The sequence below is a fragment of the Kribbella sp. VKM Ac-2569 genome (assembly GCF_004216905.1).
GTDB lineage: Bacteria > Actinomycetota > Actinomycetes > Propionibacteriales > Kribbellaceae > Kribbella.
The window spans coordinates 1,072,560-1,089,832 of sequence record NZ_SGXJ01000003.1 but is presented as its reverse complement, the minus strand read 5'-3'; the positions used below and the strand labels follow the sequence as shown (position 1 = coordinate 1,089,832).

At 69.2% G+C, this 17,273-nt stretch carries 17 protein-coding genes; 11 read left to right on the top strand and 6 right to left on the bottom strand.

The window, feature by feature from the left end:
- Positions 1–40: 40 nt before the first annotated feature.
- From EV649_RS25410 to EV649_RS25400, 3 genes are all read left to right on the top strand, one after another.
- Positions 41–1,597 (top strand): histidine kinase, encoded by a 1,557-nt coding sequence (locus EV649_RS25410; protein WP_130386054.1) that lies wholly within the window; start codon positions 41–43, stop codon positions 1,595–1,597.
- On the top strand, positions 1,594–2,259 hold the full coding sequence (locus tag EV649_RS25405) for a response regulator transcription factor (protein ID WP_130386053.1): 666 nt from the start codon (positions 1,594–1,596) through the stop codon (positions 2,257–2,259). The genes EV649_RS25410 and EV649_RS25405 overlap by 4 nt, the downstream gene beginning before the upstream one ends.
- Positions 2,260–2,472: 213 nt before the next feature.
- Positions 2,473–4,026 carry an AAA family ATPase gene (locus tag EV649_RS25400; protein WP_130386052.1) on the top strand — a complete coding sequence of 518 codons (1,554 nt, stop codon included), beginning with the start codon at positions 2,473–2,475 and terminating at the stop codon, positions 4,024–4,026.
- A 49-nt stretch (positions 4,027–4,075) separates the two neighbouring features.
- Here EV649_RS25400 and EV649_RS25395 read toward each other — a convergent pair whose 3' ends face one another.
- From EV649_RS25395 to EV649_RS25385, 3 genes are read right to left on the bottom strand one after another with little or no spacing between them, the layout of a single operon-like run.
- A complete protein-coding gene (locus tag EV649_RS25395) occupies positions 4,076–4,870 on the bottom strand; it encodes an ABC transporter permease (protein WP_130386051.1) in 795 nt (264 codons plus the stop codon).
- Positions 4,867–5,514, bottom strand: a complete 648-nt coding sequence (locus EV649_RS25390) for a DedA family protein (RefSeq protein WP_130386050.1) — start codon at positions 5,512–5,514, stop codon at positions 4,867–4,869. The genes EV649_RS25395 and EV649_RS25390 overlap by 4 nt, the downstream gene beginning before the upstream one ends.
- Positions 5,511–6,428, bottom strand: coding sequence for an ATP-binding cassette domain-containing protein (locus EV649_RS25385; protein ID WP_130386049.1), 918 nt, complete (start codon positions 6,426–6,428; stop codon positions 5,511–5,513). Before EV649_RS25385 ends, EV649_RS25390 begins: the two co-directional genes overlap by 4 nt.
- A 161-nt stretch (positions 6,429–6,589) precedes the next feature.
- Here EV649_RS25385 and thrS point away from each other — a divergent pair, with 161 nt between their 5' ends.
- Together thrS and EV649_RS25375 are read left to right on the top strand one after the other, a co-directional pair.
- Entirely contained in the window at positions 6,590–8,611 is a 2,022-nt protein-coding gene (gene thrS / locus EV649_RS25380; protein ID WP_130386048.1) for a threonine--tRNA ligase, read from the top strand.
- The gene (locus tag EV649_RS25375) at positions 8,608–9,177 is read left to right on the top strand and encodes an HIT domain-containing protein (RefSeq protein WP_130386047.1); all 570 of its coding nucleotides are present in this window, start codon (positions 8,608–8,610) and stop codon (positions 9,175–9,177) included. The genes thrS and EV649_RS25375 overlap by 4 nt, the downstream gene beginning before the upstream one ends.
- Positions 9,178–9,235: 58 nt before the next feature.
- Here the strand turns inward: EV649_RS25375 and EV649_RS25370 are convergent, their stop codons facing one another.
- Complete coding sequence (locus EV649_RS25370; protein WP_130386046.1) at positions 9,236–10,153, bottom strand: hypothetical protein; 918 nt, start codon at positions 10,151–10,153, stop codon at positions 9,236–9,238.
- A 57-nt stretch (positions 10,154–10,210) separates the two neighbouring features.
- Positions 10,211–11,173 (bottom strand): hypothetical protein, encoded by a 963-nt coding sequence (locus EV649_RS25365; RefSeq protein ID WP_241998628.1) that lies wholly within the window; start codon positions 11,171–11,173, stop codon positions 10,211–10,213.
- 107 nt (positions 11,174–11,280) lie between these two features.
- Here EV649_RS25365 and pgsA point away from each other — a divergent pair, with 107 nt between their 5' ends.
- From pgsA to EV649_RS25350, 3 genes are read left to right on the top strand one after another with little or no spacing between them, the layout of a single operon-like run.
- The gene (pgsA, locus tag EV649_RS25360) at positions 11,281–11,937 is read left to right on the top strand and encodes a phosphatidylinositol phosphate synthase (RefSeq protein ID WP_130386045.1); all 657 of its coding nucleotides are present in this window, start codon (positions 11,281–11,283) and stop codon (positions 11,935–11,937) included.
- Positions 11,937–12,803 carry a phosphatidylinositol mannoside acyltransferase gene (locus tag EV649_RS25355; RefSeq protein WP_130386044.1) on the top strand — a complete coding sequence of 289 codons (867 nt, stop codon included), beginning with the start codon at positions 11,937–11,939 and terminating at the stop codon, positions 12,801–12,803. The genes pgsA and EV649_RS25355 overlap by 1 nt, the downstream gene beginning before the upstream one ends.
- A gap of 15 nt (positions 12,804–12,818) precedes the next feature.
- Positions 12,819–13,916 (top strand): glycosyltransferase family 4 protein, encoded by a 1,098-nt coding sequence (locus EV649_RS25350; protein ID WP_130386043.1) that lies wholly within the window; start codon positions 12,819–12,821, stop codon positions 13,914–13,916.
- 304 nt (positions 13,917–14,220) lie between these two features.
- Here EV649_RS25350 and EV649_RS25345 read toward each other — a convergent pair whose 3' ends face one another.
- On the bottom strand, positions 14,221–14,634 hold the full coding sequence (locus tag EV649_RS25345) for an HIT family protein (protein WP_130386042.1): 414 nt from the start codon (positions 14,632–14,634) through the stop codon (positions 14,221–14,223).
- 57 nt (positions 14,635–14,691) lie between these two features.
- Between EV649_RS25345 and EV649_RS25340 the strand changes: the two genes are divergently transcribed.
- The 3 genes from EV649_RS25340 to EV649_RS25330 are packed head-to-tail and all read left to right on the top strand — an operon-like array spanning position 14,692 to position 17,272.
- Positions 14,692–15,141, top strand: coding sequence for a hypothetical protein (locus EV649_RS25340; protein ID WP_130386041.1), 450 nt, complete (start codon positions 14,692–14,694; stop codon positions 15,139–15,141).
- The gene (locus EV649_RS25335) at positions 15,138–16,013 is read left to right on the top strand and encodes a tetratricopeptide repeat protein (RefSeq protein WP_130386040.1); all 876 of its coding nucleotides are present in this window, start codon (positions 15,138–15,140) and stop codon (positions 16,011–16,013) included. Before EV649_RS25340 ends, EV649_RS25335 begins: the two co-directional genes overlap by 4 nt.
- Entirely contained in the window at positions 16,010–17,272 is a 1,263-nt protein-coding gene (locus tag EV649_RS25330) for a tetratricopeptide repeat protein (protein WP_130386039.1), read from the top strand. Before EV649_RS25335 ends, EV649_RS25330 begins: the two co-directional genes overlap by 4 nt.
- Position 17,273 lies beyond the last annotated feature (1 nt).

The window sequence follows — 17,273 nt, the reverse complement described above, 5'->3', positions numbered from 1 at the left end:
CAGTACGGCGCGCGCACTGCGACTGTGTAGCGTCTACGTCATGAAGTGGCGGCGCCTGGGGGACGTGGGTCTGTGGGCCGCGCTGAGCTTCCTGGTGCTCGCAGAGAGCGGTGCACGGCACGACCCGTACTGGTTCCGCGCTGTCTGCCTCGCCGTACTGGCGTTTGCGGTCTTCGGGCGACGTAGGTGGCCGCTGGTGGCTCTGAGCGTCGTGGCGTGGACAGAGATCGTCATCCTCGCCTTCGCGCTCGGTACGACGAACGGCGTGCAGATTGCCCTGGTACCGGCGATCAGCCTGTTGAGCTACCTGGCTGGTCGTCGGGAGACGCAGCTCAAGCACTTCGTCCTGCTGTGCAGTTGGTCGCTGATCGGGATGCTCCTGCTCGCTCTGACGATGCGCAGGGGAGCTCAGGCGACAGAGTCCGTGCTGACGTGGCTCCTGATGCTTCTGCTCGCACTACTGCTGGTCGTGCTGCCGTGGTTGATCGGCCGCTACCGGGCGCAGCAGGCCTTGCTGGCGACAGCCGGCTGGGAGCGCGCCGAGCGGATCGAGCGTGAGCAGCAGATGGAGATCGACCAGGAGCGCCTGCGCGAGAGGTCCCGGATCGCCGAGGACATGCACGATTCGGTCGGTCACGAGCTCAGCCTGATCGCACTGCGCGCGGCAGCCCTCGAACTCGACCCGTCACTGCCAGAGGAGCACCGACGGGCTGCGGGTGAGCTACGCGAGTCAGCCGCCACGGCGACGGAGCGGCTCGGCGAGATCGTCGGCGTACTGCGTGACCAGGACGCACCGACCGTTCCGCATGACGAAACCGTGCGTGCGTTGGTGGACCGTGCTGCTGCGTCCGGTCTGGCGGTGCGGCTGACTGAGGACGTCGACGGCGTACTGGCGCCGATGGTGGACCGTGCTGTGCACCGCGTGGTGCAGGAGTCGTTGACGAATGCGAGCAAACACGCACCTGGCGCGTCCGTGACTGTCAGCGTGACGACACACGAGGACGACGTACAGGTGCAGGTTGTCGACACCGGAGCGAGTCAACCAGTGGCTGCGCCGTCAGGTGGGCGTGGCCTCGACGGACTGCGTGAACGCGTCCGGCTCGCTGGCGGCTCATTCACTGCAGGCCCACGACCAGGTGGTGGTTTCCAGGTCAGTGCCACGATTCCGCGGGCCGGTGGCCGACCCGAGCCACCGACTGCCGCGGTTGAGCGAGCCACGGTACGGCGGAGCGCACAGCGTGGCCTGATCACCGCCATTGCCGCGCCGGTACTACTAGGTGCGCTGGTCGGTGCGGTTGCCCTTGGCTACTACCTCGTCGCCGGCTACAGCGCGATCCTGCGACCCGCGCAGTACGACGGACTCACCATCGGCCAGTCCGAGGCCGACGTGGCGAAGGTACTGCCGCGGATGCAGATGATCGACCCACCTGGAGAGGGCTACCAGCCACCGGCCGACTGGAGCTGCCGGTACTACCGGCCTGCGGCTCCGTTCTCCAGCAACTACGTGTACCGCCTGTGTTTCGCGAACGGCGCACTGGTCGCCAAGGCCGTCGTACAGAGCGGTTCTGTCCCACCGACCCCGGAAGGCAACGGATGATCAGGGTGATGCTCGCCGACGACGAGGCGATGGTGCGGGCCGGTGTGCGCGCGATCCTCGGCACCGACGACGAGATCGAGGTCGTTGCCGAGGCAGCCGACGGCGTGGAAGCCGTCGAAGCGGTACGGCGACACCGACCGGACGTCGCCGTACTGGACATCCGGATGCCGAAGATGGACGGACTGGCTGCCGGCGCAGAGATCCGGCGGACCGTCCCGGACACGGCGGTAGTCATCCTCACGACCTTCTCGGAGGACGCCTACATCGCCCGTGCGCTCGGCGACGGCGCGAGTGGCTTCCTGCTGAAGTCCGGCGACCCGCGGGAGCTCATCGCAGGGCTGAAGGCCGTAGCCGAAGGCGCCGCCTACCTGTCCCCGAAGGTCGCGCAGCGGGTGATCGCCGAGCTGAGCGCCGGGTCCGGTGGCGGTGCGATGGCGCGTGCGACGGCCGCCAAGGAGCAGGTCGCCGTACTGACTCCCCGGGAGCTGGAGGTCCTTGGACTGGTCGGTGCCGGCCTGTCGAACGCCGAGATCGCGGGGCGGCTGTATCTGGTCGAGGGGACCGTGAAGGCGTACGTCAGTGCCGTCCTGCTGCGGCTCGGCGTGAAGAACCGGGTCCAGGCGGCAATCGTCGCCTACGAAGCCGGTCTGGTCACGAGCTGAGGGGCGGATCTGGCCGCTTCGGGTCACCGCGATGCATGGTCGGCGCGAGCCTGGATACTGGTTGCGGAACCGTCATCGGACGCTCCGGGTGGTGACGTGGTGAGGACACCGGGTCATGGGATAGTGGACCCGTCCGGAGACCTCACCTCTCCGGACCACCCAGCAAGCCTCCAGGGGCCACCCGCCCCCTCGCACAGATCGGGGATCCAGGTCGTGACCGACTCGCACAACTCCGGACAGCACAAGGACCGGGAAGCGGCGGCGGCCGAGGTCCGGAGAATGTGGCAGCCGACCCCCTCCTGGTCTCAGCCGGACCCTAACCAGTCGACCGACGCCCAATCGGATGCACAGCCCGTCGAGGAGACCGAAGAGCAGGCGGACGCCCTGTCGCAGGAGTTCCCCGGCGACTCGTGGTCCGGACCTGCCGGCAAGCCCGTCGACCAGCCGGCGCCGTGGACCCAGCCGCAGCCGAGCGCGCCGACCCCGTCGTGGACGCAGCCGGCCGCTGAGTCCGGTGCCGCGTCGTGGAGTCAGCCGGAAGAGCAGGACGATGAGGCCGCTCTCGAGGCCGAGCCGGCGGCCACCACCGACGACGCCGCTGCGCCCGCTCAGGATGCCGGTCAGAACAGCCCCGTGTTCGGCGGTTCGTCGTTCCACGGCTCCGGTCAGGACCAGGGCGCGCAGCCGCAGGGAGCCCAGTTCCCGCCGGCCCAGCCTCCGCAGCCCGCTCCGGCGCCCCAGCCGGGACAGGGCGGCCAGCCGCTGTCGCCGGCCGCTCAGCACTTCTTCCCGCAGGGCGTGCCCGGTCAGCAGGCGCAGCAGCCCCCGCAGAACCTGTCGTACCGGGCCGACGAGCTGATCCAGGCGCTGCCGTTGCCGCGGGAGGCTCCCGCCGAGCGGGGCATGCGGAGCATGCTGAAGCTGCGTCCGGGTAGCTCGGAGCGTTCCGAGCGGATCGCGCGGGCGACTGCGGCGACGGCCTTCCGTCGTCCGGTGACGATCGTCGTGGCGAACCCGAAGGGCGGCTCGGGTAAGACGCCGACCACCCTGATGCTGGCCGGTGCCCTCGGCCAGGCCCGTGGCGGCGGTGTCGTCGCCTGGGACAACAACGAGCTGCGCGGCAACATGCACCTGCGGACTCACGACACGAACTCGCGGTCGACCGTCACGGACATGCTGCAGGCGATGCCGATGCTGACCCAGCCGGACGCCCGGCTCGGCGACGTCGCGGCGTACCTGCGGCACCAGGTGGCCGGTCAGTACGACGTGCTCACATCGGCGACCACGACGTACGCGCAGATCGAGGCCAAGGACTTCGACCAGATCCACCGCCTGCTGAGCCGGTTCTACAAGGTGCTCGTGATCGACACCGGGAACAACGAGGGCTCGAGCAACTGGCGCGAGGCGATGAAGGCGGCCGACGCCCTCGTCATCCCGATCAAGTGGAAGAGCCTGTCCTGCGCGGCTGCCGTGCAGATGCTCGAGGAGCTCGACAACCAGGGCCCGGAGGCGCAGCGGTTGATCCGCCGCGCGATCATCGCGGTCTCCAACGGCCCTGGCGATGTGAACAAAGAGGTCGAGAAGCAGCTCCGCCCGTACTTCGAGTCCCGTGCGGCCGCCGTCATCGACATCCCGACCGACATGCACGTCGCGGCGGAAGGTCCGCTGGACCACAACGCCCTGCAGCCTGGCACCCGCCGCGCCGCCCTGGAGCTCGCGGCCCGGGTTTCGGAGCAGATCACCATCGCGCTCAACACCCCGCGCTGAGCACAGTCAACGAGGCGGTCCGGACACTTCCGGACCGCCTCGTTGCCGTTCAGGCGTCGCGTCGCTTGAGGACGATCGCGCCCAAGACGAGTGCGCCGGCTGCCCAGGCGATCAGGATTGCCGCGCTCAGTGTGGGGGAGAGCGGATCCGTGGCGCCTGTCAGGAAGTTCTGGCCGGCCCCGCCTGGGAGGAGCGCGGCTGTCCACACCAGAGCGCGCAATGAGGCCTGGCCCAGCATCAGCGGGACCACAAGAAGCAGCAGGAAGGCAACTGTCAGCGTGCCTGCAGTACTCCGGACCACCCAGGCGACTCCGGAGCTGAAGAGGCCGGCAGCAGTCGCGTAGAAACCGACAGACAGCAGATCGACCACGAGGTCGGTCAGGTTCCAGTCAGCCCAGGAGCCGGCGGTCAGACCGCCTGCCACGGAAGCGAGCGCGGCCATTGCGATCCCGTAGACGAACAGGACCGGTGCGAGAACGGCAGCCTTGGCGAGTACGACGTCCCGCCGCACCGGAGTCCACTGCAGAGTCGAACGGATGCTGCCGGTCGCGTACTCCGAGGTGACTGTCAGCAGGGCGAACGCGGCAATGACCACCTGCACGATCAGCATCGCCGAGGCGCCGAAGTGCCCGATCGGCTGCTGCTCCGCGACCTCGCCCGGCCCGAGGTGCGTGTTGTCGTACGCGAGTCCCCAGCCGTACTGCATCCCGAGCAACGTGCTCAGTACGACGGCAGCCACGATATTGAGCCAGCTGGACCGGACCGACCACAGCTTGGTCCACTCCGATCGAACCGCATTCGACAGACCGGAACCGGTCCCCACTGCGAGGATCGCCGCACTCACCGTCCACCTGCTTCCACGAGCTCACCCTGAGCCTCGACTTGAGCTTGACGCCGCTTCTTGAGGCGATGCCGGACAACCTCGACGACGAGCGTGACTGCGAGCGCCAGCCCGATGCCGAGGACCACGCCCTTCAGCGGGTTGTCCTCGAACGCTTTCCCGCCGATGTAGCCGACCAAGGTGCAGTAGATGCCCCAGCTGACCGCGGCCAGTGCCGCGAACGCGGAGAACTGCCGGAGCGGGTAGCGGACCGATCCCATCGTCAGCGTGACCGCAGTACGTCCTCCGGGCACGTACCTGGCGACGACCAGGACCAGCCCGCCGCGCTCGACCAGAGCCTGCCGGGCCCAGAGCACCGCGGCGTACCGCCGGGTCCCTGGCTTCATCCGGTCGAGCACCCGTCCGCCGGCGCCGCGCCCGAGGGCATAGGAGACGTGATCGCCCATGAAGGCTCCGACCGCCGCGACGACGATGACGGCGTACAGGTTGGGCTCACCGCCGGCGGCGAACACTCCTGCCGTGACGACCAACGTCTCCGACGGGATGGCCGGGAAGAACCCGTCCAGCGCGGCGAACCCCCACAACGCGAGGTAGATCCACCAGGACGACATCAGTTCGTGCGCGAACTGCAGGATCGCGTCGCTCATGACGCCACCGCCACGCCGTACTCGACGCTGTCCGCGGTGAGCTCCATGTAAGCCTCCTCGAGGGACGCCCGCTCCGTCACCAGTTCGTGCAGCCGTACGCCGAGTTCATAGGCGAGATCGCCCACCCGTTCGGCCGGTACGCCGGTCACCACCAGCCCCTCCTCTACGGCCTCGACCCGCTCGGCCTCAGCCGCCAGCCGGTCCCGCAGTACGGCGAGCTGGGTCCGGTCGGGGATCCGCACCGCGACGGTCGTCCTGGACGATCCCGCGATCACGTCGCCGACCGCGGCGTCCGCGATGAGGCGGCCGCGACCGATCACGACCAACTGGTCGGCGGTCAGTTGCATCTCGCTCATCAGATGGCTGGAGACGAAGACCGTGCGGCCCTCGGCCGCGAGCGAGCGCATGAGCTCACGGACCCAGCGAACACCGTCCGGGTCGAGGCCGTTCACCGGCTCGTCGAACATCAGCACCTCGGGGTCGGCGAGCAGCGCGCCGGCGATGCCGAGCCGCTGGCCCATGCCGAGCGAGAACTGCCCGGCGCGTTTCCTGGTCACCGCGTCCAGGCCGACGATCGACAGCACCTCGTCGACGCGGGTGACCGGGACGCCGTTGCTGCGGGCCATCGCGACCAGATGGTCACGGGCCGACCGGCGAGGGTGCAGGGCCTTGGCGTCGAGCAGGGCCCCGACCTTGGTCAGCGGGCGCGGCCACTCGGCGTACGGGCGTCCGTCGACGAGCGCGGTGCCCGCGGACGGGCTGTCGAGGTCGAGGATCATCCGCATCGTGGTCGACTTGCCGGCGCCGTTCGGCCCGAGGAAGCCGGTCACCCGGCCGGGGGAGATGGTGAGGTCGAGCGAGTCCACGGCGGTCGTCCCGCCGTACCTCTTGGTGAGTCCTTCGAGCGTGATCACGCCGGGGCCCTTTCCTGGTCCTTGTGGTACCTCGAACCTAGAAATGGAGGCGCCCCCGGCACATCGGACGAGCGGCTGGTCCCGACCCCTACTTTCGTCAGGTGTGTCGATACCATCTGTGCGTGACCGGTATTCGGCTGGTCGAGACCTGAGGAGTGCACGTGTCGGAAGTCAAGGTCCACCTGATCGGCGTCGAGGGCGAGGCTGAGCGGAGTGTGACCGAGACGACGACGATCGGGGAGCTGTTCGCCGGGATCTTCGGCCAGGACCGCTCCGCCATCGCCGCCCGGGTCAACGGTGAGCTGCGGGACCTGTCCCGGGTGGTCGCCGACGGCGACGAGATCGAGCCGGTCAAGGCGGCGTCGGAGGACGGCCGGGCGATCATCCGGCACTCGACCGCGCACGTCCTCGCGCAGGCGGTGCAGGACCTGTTCCCGGAGGCCAAGCTCGGCATCGGTCCGCCGGTGGAGAACGGGTTCTACTACGACTTCGACGTACCGACGCCGTTCACGCCGGAGGACCTGACCAAGCTCGAGAAGAAGATGCAGCAGATCATCAAGGAGCGGCAGCGGTTCAGCCGCCGGGTGGTCACCGACGACGACGCGCGCGACGAGCTCGCGGCCGAGCCGTACAAGCTCGAGCTGATCGGCATCAAGGGCTCCGCGGCCGACGCGGCCGAGGGCGCTTCGGTCGAGGTCGGCGGCGGCGAGCTGACGATCTACGACAACGTCCGGCGCGACGACAGCGTCGCCTGGAAGGACCTGTGCCGCGGCCCGCACGTCCCGGCGACGGGGTACCTCGGCAACTTCAAGCTGATGCGTACGGCGGCGGCGTACTGGCGGGGGAGTGAGAAGAACCCCCAGCTGCAGCGGATCTACGGCACCGCGTGGGAGTCGCGCGACGAGCTGAAGGCGTACCTGACCCGTCTCGAGGAGGCCGCCAAGCGCGACCACCGCAAGCTGGGCACCGAGCTCGACCTGTTCAGCTTCCCGGACGAGATCGGCTCGGGTCTCGCGGTGTTCCACCCGAAGGGCGGCGTGCTGCGGAAGGTGATGGAGGACTACTCCCGCCAGCGGCACGTCGAGGACGACTACGAGTTCGTCTACTCACCGCACATCACCAAGGGCCAGCTGTTCGAGACCTCCGGTCACCTGGACTGGTACGCCGACGGCATGTACCCGCCCATGCACCTGGACGAGGAGCGCGGCGCGGACGGGCAGATCCGCAAGCAGGGCCAGGACTACTACCTGAAGCCGATGAACTGCCCCATGCACAACCTGATCTTCGCGGCCCGCGGCCGGTCGTACCGGGAGCTGCCGCTGCGGCTGTTCGAGTTCGGCACGGTCTACCGGCTGGAGAAGTCCGGCGTTGTGCACGGCATGACCCGCGCCCGCGGCTTCACCCAGGACGACGCGCACATCTACTGCACCCGTGAGCAGATGCGCGACGAGCTGCGCAACCTGCTGACGTTCGTGCTCGGCCTGCTCGCCGACTACGGCCTGGACGACTTCTACCTCGAGCTCTCCACCAAGAACCCGGACAAGTTCGTCGGCACCGACGAGGTCTGGGAGGAGGCCACCGAGACGCTCCGGGAAGTTGCCGAGGGCTCCGGACTGGAGCTGGTCCCGGACCCGGGCGGCGCCGCGTTCTACGGCCCGAAGATCTCCGTCCAGGCCCGGGACGCGATCGGCCGGACCTGGCAGATGTCGACGATCCAGCTGGACTTCAACCTGCCGGAGCGGTTCGAGCTGGAGTACACCGCGCCGGACGGCTCCCGGCAGCGGCCGGTGATGATCCACCGTGCGCTGTTCGGCTCGATCGAGCGGTTCGTCGCGGTGCTGACCGAGCACTACGCCGGCGTCTTCCCGCCCTGGCTGGCCCCGGTCCAGGTGATCGGCATCCCGATCACCGACGGGCACGTGGACTACCTGTTCGAGATCGCCAAGCAGCTGAAGGCACAGGGGATCCGGGTCGAGGTCGACGCGTCCGACGACCGGATGCAGAAGAAGATCCGGAACGCCCAGAAGGCCAAGGTGCCGTACATGCTGATCGCCGGCGACGACGACATGGCGGCCGGATCGGTCTCGTTCCGGTACCGCGACGGCACGCAGAAGAACGGCGTACCGATCGCCGACGCCGTGGCCGAGATCGTCGAGTCCGTGCAGAAGCGCGTTCAGGTATGACGGACACCCCCGACTCGCCGTACACACCTGAAGAACTGGTGGGTCAGGACGGGGTCGGGGTGCCCGATCCGTTCATGCGGTTGTGGACGCCGCACCGGATGGCGTACATCGAGGGCGAGAACAAACCCACCAGTGATGAGGCGGGTTCGGGCTGCCCGTTCTGCCGGCTTCCGGGGCTGCCGGACGCGGACGCGTTGATCGTGCACCGCGGTGAGGCGGCGTACGCCGTCCTGAATCTGTACCCGTACAACCCAGGTCACCTGATGGTCGTGCCCTACCGGCACGTCGCCGACTACACCGAGCTGAGCGAGGCGGAGGTCGCCGACGTCTCCACGCTGACCCGGCAGGCGATGCAGGCGATCCGCACCGTGTCGGGGGCGCACGGCTTCAACATCGGCATGAACCAGGGCGAGATCGCCGGCGCCGGCATCGCCGCCCACCTGCACCAGCACGTGGTCCCGAGATGGGCCGGCGACACCAACTTCATGCCCGCGATCGCCCACACCAAGGTCCTGCCCCAACTCCTCCCGGACACCCGAGCACTCCTCGCGAAGTCCTGGCCGTAAACGAACAATCGCCCCACCCGACGGATCGGGTGGGGCGGTTGTCCCCAGGGTGCAGTGGTCACTCGCCGAAGAGCAGTGGGTCGCTGTACTTGGTCCAGCTGAAGTACACCGGGTCCTTGAACGTGCCGGGAGCCTTGCCGAGGCCCTTGATGACCGTCGACAGTCCGTTGGCGTGGCCAACGGAGTACAGGTAGCCGTTGCCGGTGTCGCGGTCGATGCCGAGGATGATCGTGCCTGTACCGCACGGTGCGGCCACCAGCGTCTCGAACACCCCCCAGGTCGAGATCCGGATCGGCTTCACGACCGGCTGGATGATGTGCCCGCTGACGCGCGGGAGACGGGCCGTGTACAGCCGCCCGGTGCTGTGCGTCATCAGGAACGTGTCGTACGTCGAGCTCTGGCTGATCAACGCCATCCCCTTCACGCCGCGGAAGTTGGAGGCCCAACCGTCCATGTGACGGTAGATCCGCCCGTTGTCGATCTTGACGGTACGGCGCTCCAGCTCCGCCCCGTCGTTGGTCAGCGACCATTCGACGGACTTCGCCCCGACCGTCGACCGGTCAAGGGTCCGGTAGTTCTGCCACCCCGGCCCGACCCGCGTGAGCTGCTTCTGCGACACCGTCCCGCCGCCGGTCGGCGTGCGGTACGAGAAGTCGTACAGAACCGATCCCAGCACCACCTGACCCGTGTGCAACTCCGAGCCCTCGCCCGGGCCGTACCTGACGGCCGCGCTGAGTCGCGTCTGACCGTCCGCATAGATGTCCTTCGCGACGATCTTGTCGGTGACCTTCGTGACCGGTGCTGTCGCCGAGAAGGTCTGCATCCGGTGATCCCCGCCGGCCGTCACCGAGCCGACCGAGATCCTGCACGGCGCCGTCGTCCCGCTCTGCTCCGCCGTCGCCGTGCCGGCCGTGAGCAGTCCCGTGGTGAGCGTCGCGGCGGCCATCAACCCGCCGTACCTGAGAAGTGTGCGCATTTCCACCACCCCCATCACTGATAGATGGTGGTTGGACGCTGGTCTGGACCGGAAAGTTCAGCGCAAGAAGAGCGGGAGCATGGGGTCGACGAGGTTGGTGAGGGTGGCCAGCGTGACCTCGCGCGGTGGGTTCGTCAGCGCGGTGACGCGGACGACCCGGCGGCCCTGACGGAAGACGAGTTCGCCGGCCTCGGGGAGGTAGTACCCGGGCTGCCCGATCGGCGCGAATCGTGGCGGTGGCACCTGCTGCGCTTCCGGGATCGTCAGCTGGTCGAACGCCTCCACGATCGACACGGTCGCGTCGTACGTTCCCCAGATGCAGGTGAGCGCGCCCTTCACCCGGTAGTCCCGCCGCAACTGCACCTGCAGCCGGATGAACCGCTCGGCCGCCGAGGTCGCCAGCTGACACGTCTCGTCCGCCTGCCGGGCCGGCCGCAGGCTACGGGGTACGGCGTCCCGCGCGGCCAGAGCGATCGCGATCGCTCGCGCCTTCTCGATCCCGTCCGCGGGATCGCGGTCGATGCCGCCGGCGGGGCTGATCCGCACCGCACGGTCTGCGACCCGGAAGACGATCCGGGACTCGCTGATGGTTGCTTCCGGCCCGAGCTCCGGCAGCGACTCGACCGCCCCGGGATTCTCCACGAGCCGGCTGAGCGTGTCCGGCTGGATCGGCAGCGCGCTGACGCCGATCGTGACCGGCAGGTCTCCGAGCAGCAGGGTGCAGAGGTCCATCGCCGGAAGGCCGCCGTCGTTCCAGGCGTTCGGCTTGGCCGTGACCGGGCCGCGGAACTTCGCGGTCAGCTGGCGCGTGATCGCCGTACACACCTGTGGCCCGGGTGCTCCCGACGTACCGTCGAGTCCCTCGGGCTGCGTGGGAGCGATGGCGGTCGGGATGATCACCGAGGGCGGCACGGGGGCCGGCGCGGTGCCGTCGGCGCGCTGCGCGACGGAGCAACCGGCGGTGCAACCGCTCGCCGCGAGCAGGAGGACGAGGCCGCGCGCGAGCTGCCTGCGACCCATGCCGGTCACCTCCTCACCCCAGCATCCTCCGTGCGAGGGCCTGGCGCAGGCCGAAACCCGTGCCGCGTCACCCGGTGGTGACCCCGGTGAACTACGATCGCGTCGCCATGCTTAACAGATTCCGTCAGTTCTGGACCAAGGTGATCACGCCGATCGCCACCCTCCTGCTCAAGCTCGGCGTGAGCGCCGACGTGGTCACGCTGGTGGGCACCATCGGTGTGTCCGCCGGAGCGCTGATCTTCTTTCCGCGCGGCCAGCTGTGGATCGGCACGGTGGTCATCACCTGCTTCGTGTTCTCGGACCTGATCGACGGCCACATGGCCCGGACGTCGGGTACGTCGTCGAAGTGGGGCTCGTTCCTCGACTCGACGCTGGACCGGATCGCCGATGGCGCGGTCTACGGCGGCCTGGTGATGTACTACGCGAACTCGCAGGCCGGCGACTCGACGCTGATGGCGGCCGTGACGCTGTGGGCACTGGTGATGGGCGCGGTCACGTCGTACGCGCGGGCCAAGGCGGAAAGCCTCGGCCTTAAGGCGAGCGGCGGCCTCGCCGAGCGCGCGGACCGCTTGGTGCTGACGCTGGTCCTCGCGTTCTTCTCCGACGTGCTGAACCTGCCGATCCTGCTGGAGATCGTGATCTGGTACCTCGCCGCGGCGAGCACGGTCACCGTTGTCCAGCGGGCGCTGTCCGTGCGCAAGCAGGTCCTGGCCGACCCGTCCAACTCGGGGCTGGACACGCCGCCGCCGGACCCCAAGGCCTGATGGAAGGCGTCCGGCACCGGGTCGTCGACCTGGCCTTCGCGCTCGCCTGGACCCTGGTACGACGCCTGCCCGAGCGGACCGTCACGTGGCTGTTCCAACGGGCCGCGGACCGCACGTTCCGCCGCAACGGCCGCGGCGTACGGCGACTGCGCGGCAACCTGGCCGCCGTACGTCCAGAAGCCGGCGAGGGCGAGGTCGACGAGCTCACGCACGCCGGGATGCGGTCGTATCTGCGCTACTGGCAGGAAGCGTTCCGCCTGCCCGAGTGGAGCGACGAGGAGATCGTCGGCCGGGTCCGGACGGTCAACGAGAAGGTGCTGCGGGACGCGTACGCCGCGGGGCAGGGCGTGATCTGCGCGCTGCCACACCTGGCGAATTACGACCACGCGGGTGCTTGGGCCGGGCTGACCGGGATGCCGGTGTCGACGGTCGCGGAACGTCTGCAGCCGGAATCGCTGTTCGACCGCTTCATCGCGTACCGGAAGAAGCTCGGCATGGAGGTACTCCCGCTGACGGGCGGTGACGACGACGTCACCGGCGTACTCGCGGACCGCCTGCGGGCCGGGGGATTCGTGTGCCTGGTCGCCGATCGGGACCTGTCCGAGCGCGGTGTCCCGGTCACGTTCTTCGGGCGGCCGTCGCGAATGCCTGCCGGACCGGCCGCCTTGAGCCTGAAGACCGGCGCGCCGCTGGTCCCGGCGACGTTGCACTACGACGGTCCGGATCTCGTCATCACCTTCCATGACGTGGTCGATCCCGACGGCGGCATGGCGGCGATGACCCAGCGATGCGCCGACGCCTTCGCGATCGGGATCGCCGAGCACCCGCAGGACTGGCACATGCTGCAGCGCATCTTCGTGGACTAGCGCGAGAATCGCTGTATGAGGATCGGCGTGGTCTGCCCGTACTCGCTGGGCACGCCCGGCGGGGTGCAGAACCACGTCCGCGACCTCGCCGAGGCCCTACTCTCCCTCGGTCACGGGGTGTCGGTCCTGGCCCCGGTCGACGAGTCCTCGGACAGCGCGATCCCGCCGTACGTCGTCTCGTCCGGACGGGCCGTCGGCGTGCCGTACAACGGGTCGGTCGCTCGTGTGACGTTTGGTCCGCGTACGGCGGCGCGCGTGAAGAGCTGGCTCGCCGACGGAAACTTCGACGTCGTCCACGTCCACGAGCCGACCACGCCGAGCGCCTCGATCATCGCGCTGTGGTCCGCCGACGGGCCGTTCGTCGCCACCTTCCATACCTGGCAGGTCCGGTCCCGGGCGATGAGCGTGGCGTCCAGCCTGCTCCGGCCGGCGCTGGAGAAGATCGACGCCCGGATCGCGGTCTCCGAGAACGCGCGCTCGATGATGGTGCAGCACATCGGCGGCGAGGCTGTGGTGATCCCGAACGGTCTCTACACCGCGCGGTTCAAGGGCAGCCCGCGCCCGGAGTGGATGGGCGAGGACGGCACGATCAGCTTCCTTGGACGGCTGGACGAGCCGCGCAAGGGCCTCGGCGTGCTGCTGGACGCCGTACCGGCGCTGATCGCCGAGCGTCCACGGTTGAAGATCCTGGTCGCCGGATCAGGACAGGCCGACGAGGCGCTGCCGCCGCGGTATCAGGACAACGTGCTGTTCCTGGGCGCGATCGACGACGAGGCTCGGGCAGACATGCTGGCCGGTTCGGACGTCTACGTCGCCCCGCATCTCGGTGGCGAGAGCTTCGGCATCGTCTTGCTGGAGGCGATGGCGGCCGGTGCGCCGGTGCTGGCGAGTGACCTGCCCGCGTTCCGGCACGTGCTGGAGGGCGGGCAGCTGGGGGAGTTGTTCGAGCCAGGGAACGCCGGCGAGCTCGCGGCCCGTGCTCTCCGACTACTGCGCCGGCCCGACGAGCGCGAGCAATTGCGAGCCGTGGGGTTGGCCGGCGTACCGAAGTACGACTGGTCCGTCCTGCTCCCGGAGCTGCTCTCGGTCTACGAGCTCGTCGCCCGCCGATGAGCGTCACCCCGCAGCCTCACCCCAGAAATGAAGCCACCGCCACGGCGGAGACAGCCGGGCCGTCGCGGCGCAGCGCGTGGCCCGGTTCGCGCGTGGGACGTGGGCGTGGGACCTGGGTGAGAGCGGCCGGGGTTTGGGGAGTTTCACCTGCCGTTTCCGGGGGGAGGGCTCCCCAGTCCCGGTCGAAATGGTCCCCAAACCGGTTTGGGGACTGACAGCAGCCAGGGGGATTGCGGGTGATGGTCAGCTCGACAGGCGGTGCACCGGTGCGGGCAGCGGGAAGCGTAGGGAGTGACGGCTGCGTTCAGGCTTGGGCCAGCTTCTCGCTGATGGTCTTGATCTCGTCGAGGTCGCCAGGGTGCGGCGTCCACGGCAGCACCAGGGGGTCGTTCGGGTAGCGGGGGATGACGTGCAGGTGGGTGTGGAAGACGGACTGCCAGGCGTCCGAGCCGATGCAGCTGAGCAGGTTCGCCCCGGTCGCGCCCTCGAGGCGGTCGATCACCCGGGAGACCAGCGACTGGGCGAGCAGGGTCGCGGCGGTGAGGTCCTCGGGAGCGGCATCGCGGAGATCCGTCGAGTGTTCGCGCGGCACCACCAGCAGGTGTCCGGTCGTGCCGGGGTTGATGTCCATGAACGCGATCGCCCGGTCGGTCTCGGCGACCCGTGTGGAGGGAATGGTGCCGGCCACGATCCCGCAGAAGATGCAGTTCTCGCTCATCGGCCCAGGCTATACACTGCGCGAGCCGAACCTGTGCCCATCTGCCCTTGGAGCCCGATGCCGGACGAACTCCTGCGCCCGACCGTCGGCGCCGGCGTGGACATGTCGGCGCGCCCGTGGCGCTTGATGTCCCAGACGTACGTCGCGTTCTTCGGCGGCGTGCTCGCGTCCACGGCCGTGGCCTACCTCAACGCGGGCCGGCTCGGCGTCGACGTCGCCAAGCGCCGGCTGATCCTGCTGACCGGACTGGTCGGCCTGCTCGCGGTGATCGGCGTGTTCGTCCTGCTGTACGACGACGCCGGCGTCACGTCGGGTCTCCGGGTCAGCATCCGCGTGGTCGCCGTACTGTGCTGCATGGTCCAGCTCCGCCTGCAGCGTCCGATGGACCGCGCGTTCCAGCTGCGGGGTGCGGACTACGGATCCCTGTGGGGCTGGGGGATCGCGGTGACGATCGGCGGCGCGATCGCCGAGGCGTTGATCCTCTTCCTGGTGACGGTGGTGCTGTGAACGAACCGAGTGAGGCACGGCTGCGGATGGCCGCGCACTGGCTGCAGATCGGCCGCCCCGAGCGCGTGCTCGACGAACTGCAGGGGCTGTCCGGCGATGCGGCGGTGGACTACCGCGCGTACCTGTTCCGCGGTGCCGCGTTGCATGCGCTGGACCGGGACGCCGAGGCGGTCGACGTACTGCGGGACGGCCTTGCCCAGCACGGCCCGTTCCCCGCGATGCTGCACGTTCTCGGGTCCGCGCTGCGTTCGGAGGGCCGTCTGCCCGAGGCCGAGGCCGCGTTCCTGCAGGGCCTGAGCCTCGACCCGAACGATCCGGACCTGCTGCTCGGGTACGCCCATGTCTGTTTGGCGGCCGGGCAGGCCGAGAAGGCGAGCGCCCTGGTCGAGCGTGCCGCGTCGCACGCGCCGGAGAGTGTGGCTGTCTCGGCTGCCCGTGCACAGGTGGCGTTCGCGCTCGGCAAGGACCGCGACATGCACCGGCACAGCACCGAGGCGTTGTCGTACGACCCCGAGGACCCGAACGCGCGGGCGTTGCACGGTACGGCGTCGATGCTGACCGGGGACTCCCGAGCCGGATACAACTCGCTGCGGTCCGCCGCCGCCTCGCAACCAGGTGACGCCGACCTGCGGGCCGCCGCCCGCGAGGCGAAGCTGTTCAACCACCCGCTGATGGTTCCGCTGCGTCCGTTCGCGCGCATCAATCCGCTGGTCGTCTGGGTCGGCGCGGTCGCAGTCATCTACGGCCTCCGCGCGGCCGGGCTCGCACCGCTGTCCTTCGCCTTCGCCATGGTGTGGCTGGGCTTCTGCGTCTACTCCTGGGTGGTCCCACCGCTGGTCCGCCGTTGGCTCAACCGAAAGTGGGGCTCATGAGCAACGACCGCATCGAGGCGCTGCGTAAGGCAGTCGACGCGGCGCCGGACGACGTACTGCTGCGGCTCGTGCTCGCGGAGTCGCTGGCCGCGGCCGGTGAGACCGAGGAGGCGCTCGACCAGTACGTCGTACTGCTCGATCAGCGTGGGTTACCCGACGACCAGTTCGTGCCGGTCGGTGAACTGGCCGCGGCGAACGGGCGGCTCGCCCTGCTGCGGAACCTGCTCGAAGCGGCTCGCCAGCGCGGCGTCGTCGAGGGGACCGGGCGCTTGCAGCAGCTCGTGGACGGCATGATCGCCGAGCGCAGCGGCGTACGGATCAAGGTCGGGCCCGAGGACGAGCAGGATCCGCTGATCCCGGACACGCCCAAGGAGACCACCACCTTCGACCAGGTCGGTGGCATGGAGGAGATCAAGCGGGTCATCCACAGGATGGTGATCCTCCCGCTGAGCCGGCCGGAGCTGTACGAGAAGTACGGGCGGAAATCCGGCGGCGGCGTGATGCTGTACGGGCCGCCCGGCTGCGGCAAGACGCTGCTGGCGCGTGCGACCGCGGGGGAGTGCGGGCTGCCGTTCATTAACGTCCGGATCGAGGACGTGATGGACCCGTACCTCGGTGTCTCCGAGCGCAATCTGCACGCCGCGTTCGAGCGCGCCCGCGCCAACTCTCCGTGCGTGCTGTTCCTCGACGAGCTGGACGCGCTGGCGTTCGCGCGCCACAAGCACGGCGGGTCCGAGGCGCGCCGGCTGGTCGACGTACTGCTGCAGGAGCTGGACGCGATCGGCTCTGAGAACGAGGGCCTGCTGGTGCTCGCCGCGACGAACGCGCCGTGGGACGTCGACGAGGCGATGCTCCGCCCCGGCCGTTTCGACCGGGTGATCTTCGTACCGCCGCCGGACGAACCGGCCCGTTCCGACATCCTGTCCGTGCTGACGAAGGAGGTCCCGGCCGACGGCCTCGACCTGAAGGCCCTCGCAAGCCAGACAGCGATGTTCAGCGGCGCCGACCTGCGCGCGCTGATCGAGCGCGGCGTCGACAAGGTGATCGACGAGGCGCTTTCGAGCGGTGGCGAACCGCCACTCGCGATGCGCCACCTCACCGACGCGCTGACCGCGGTGAAGCCGTCGACGCTCGACTGGCTGCACCGCGTCCGCTCGTACATCGAGTTCGCCAACCAGAGCGAGCGGTACGACGATGTGGCGGCGTACCTCAAGTCCCGCGACGTACGCCGCCGCCTCACCCGCGACTCCAAGCCCTAGG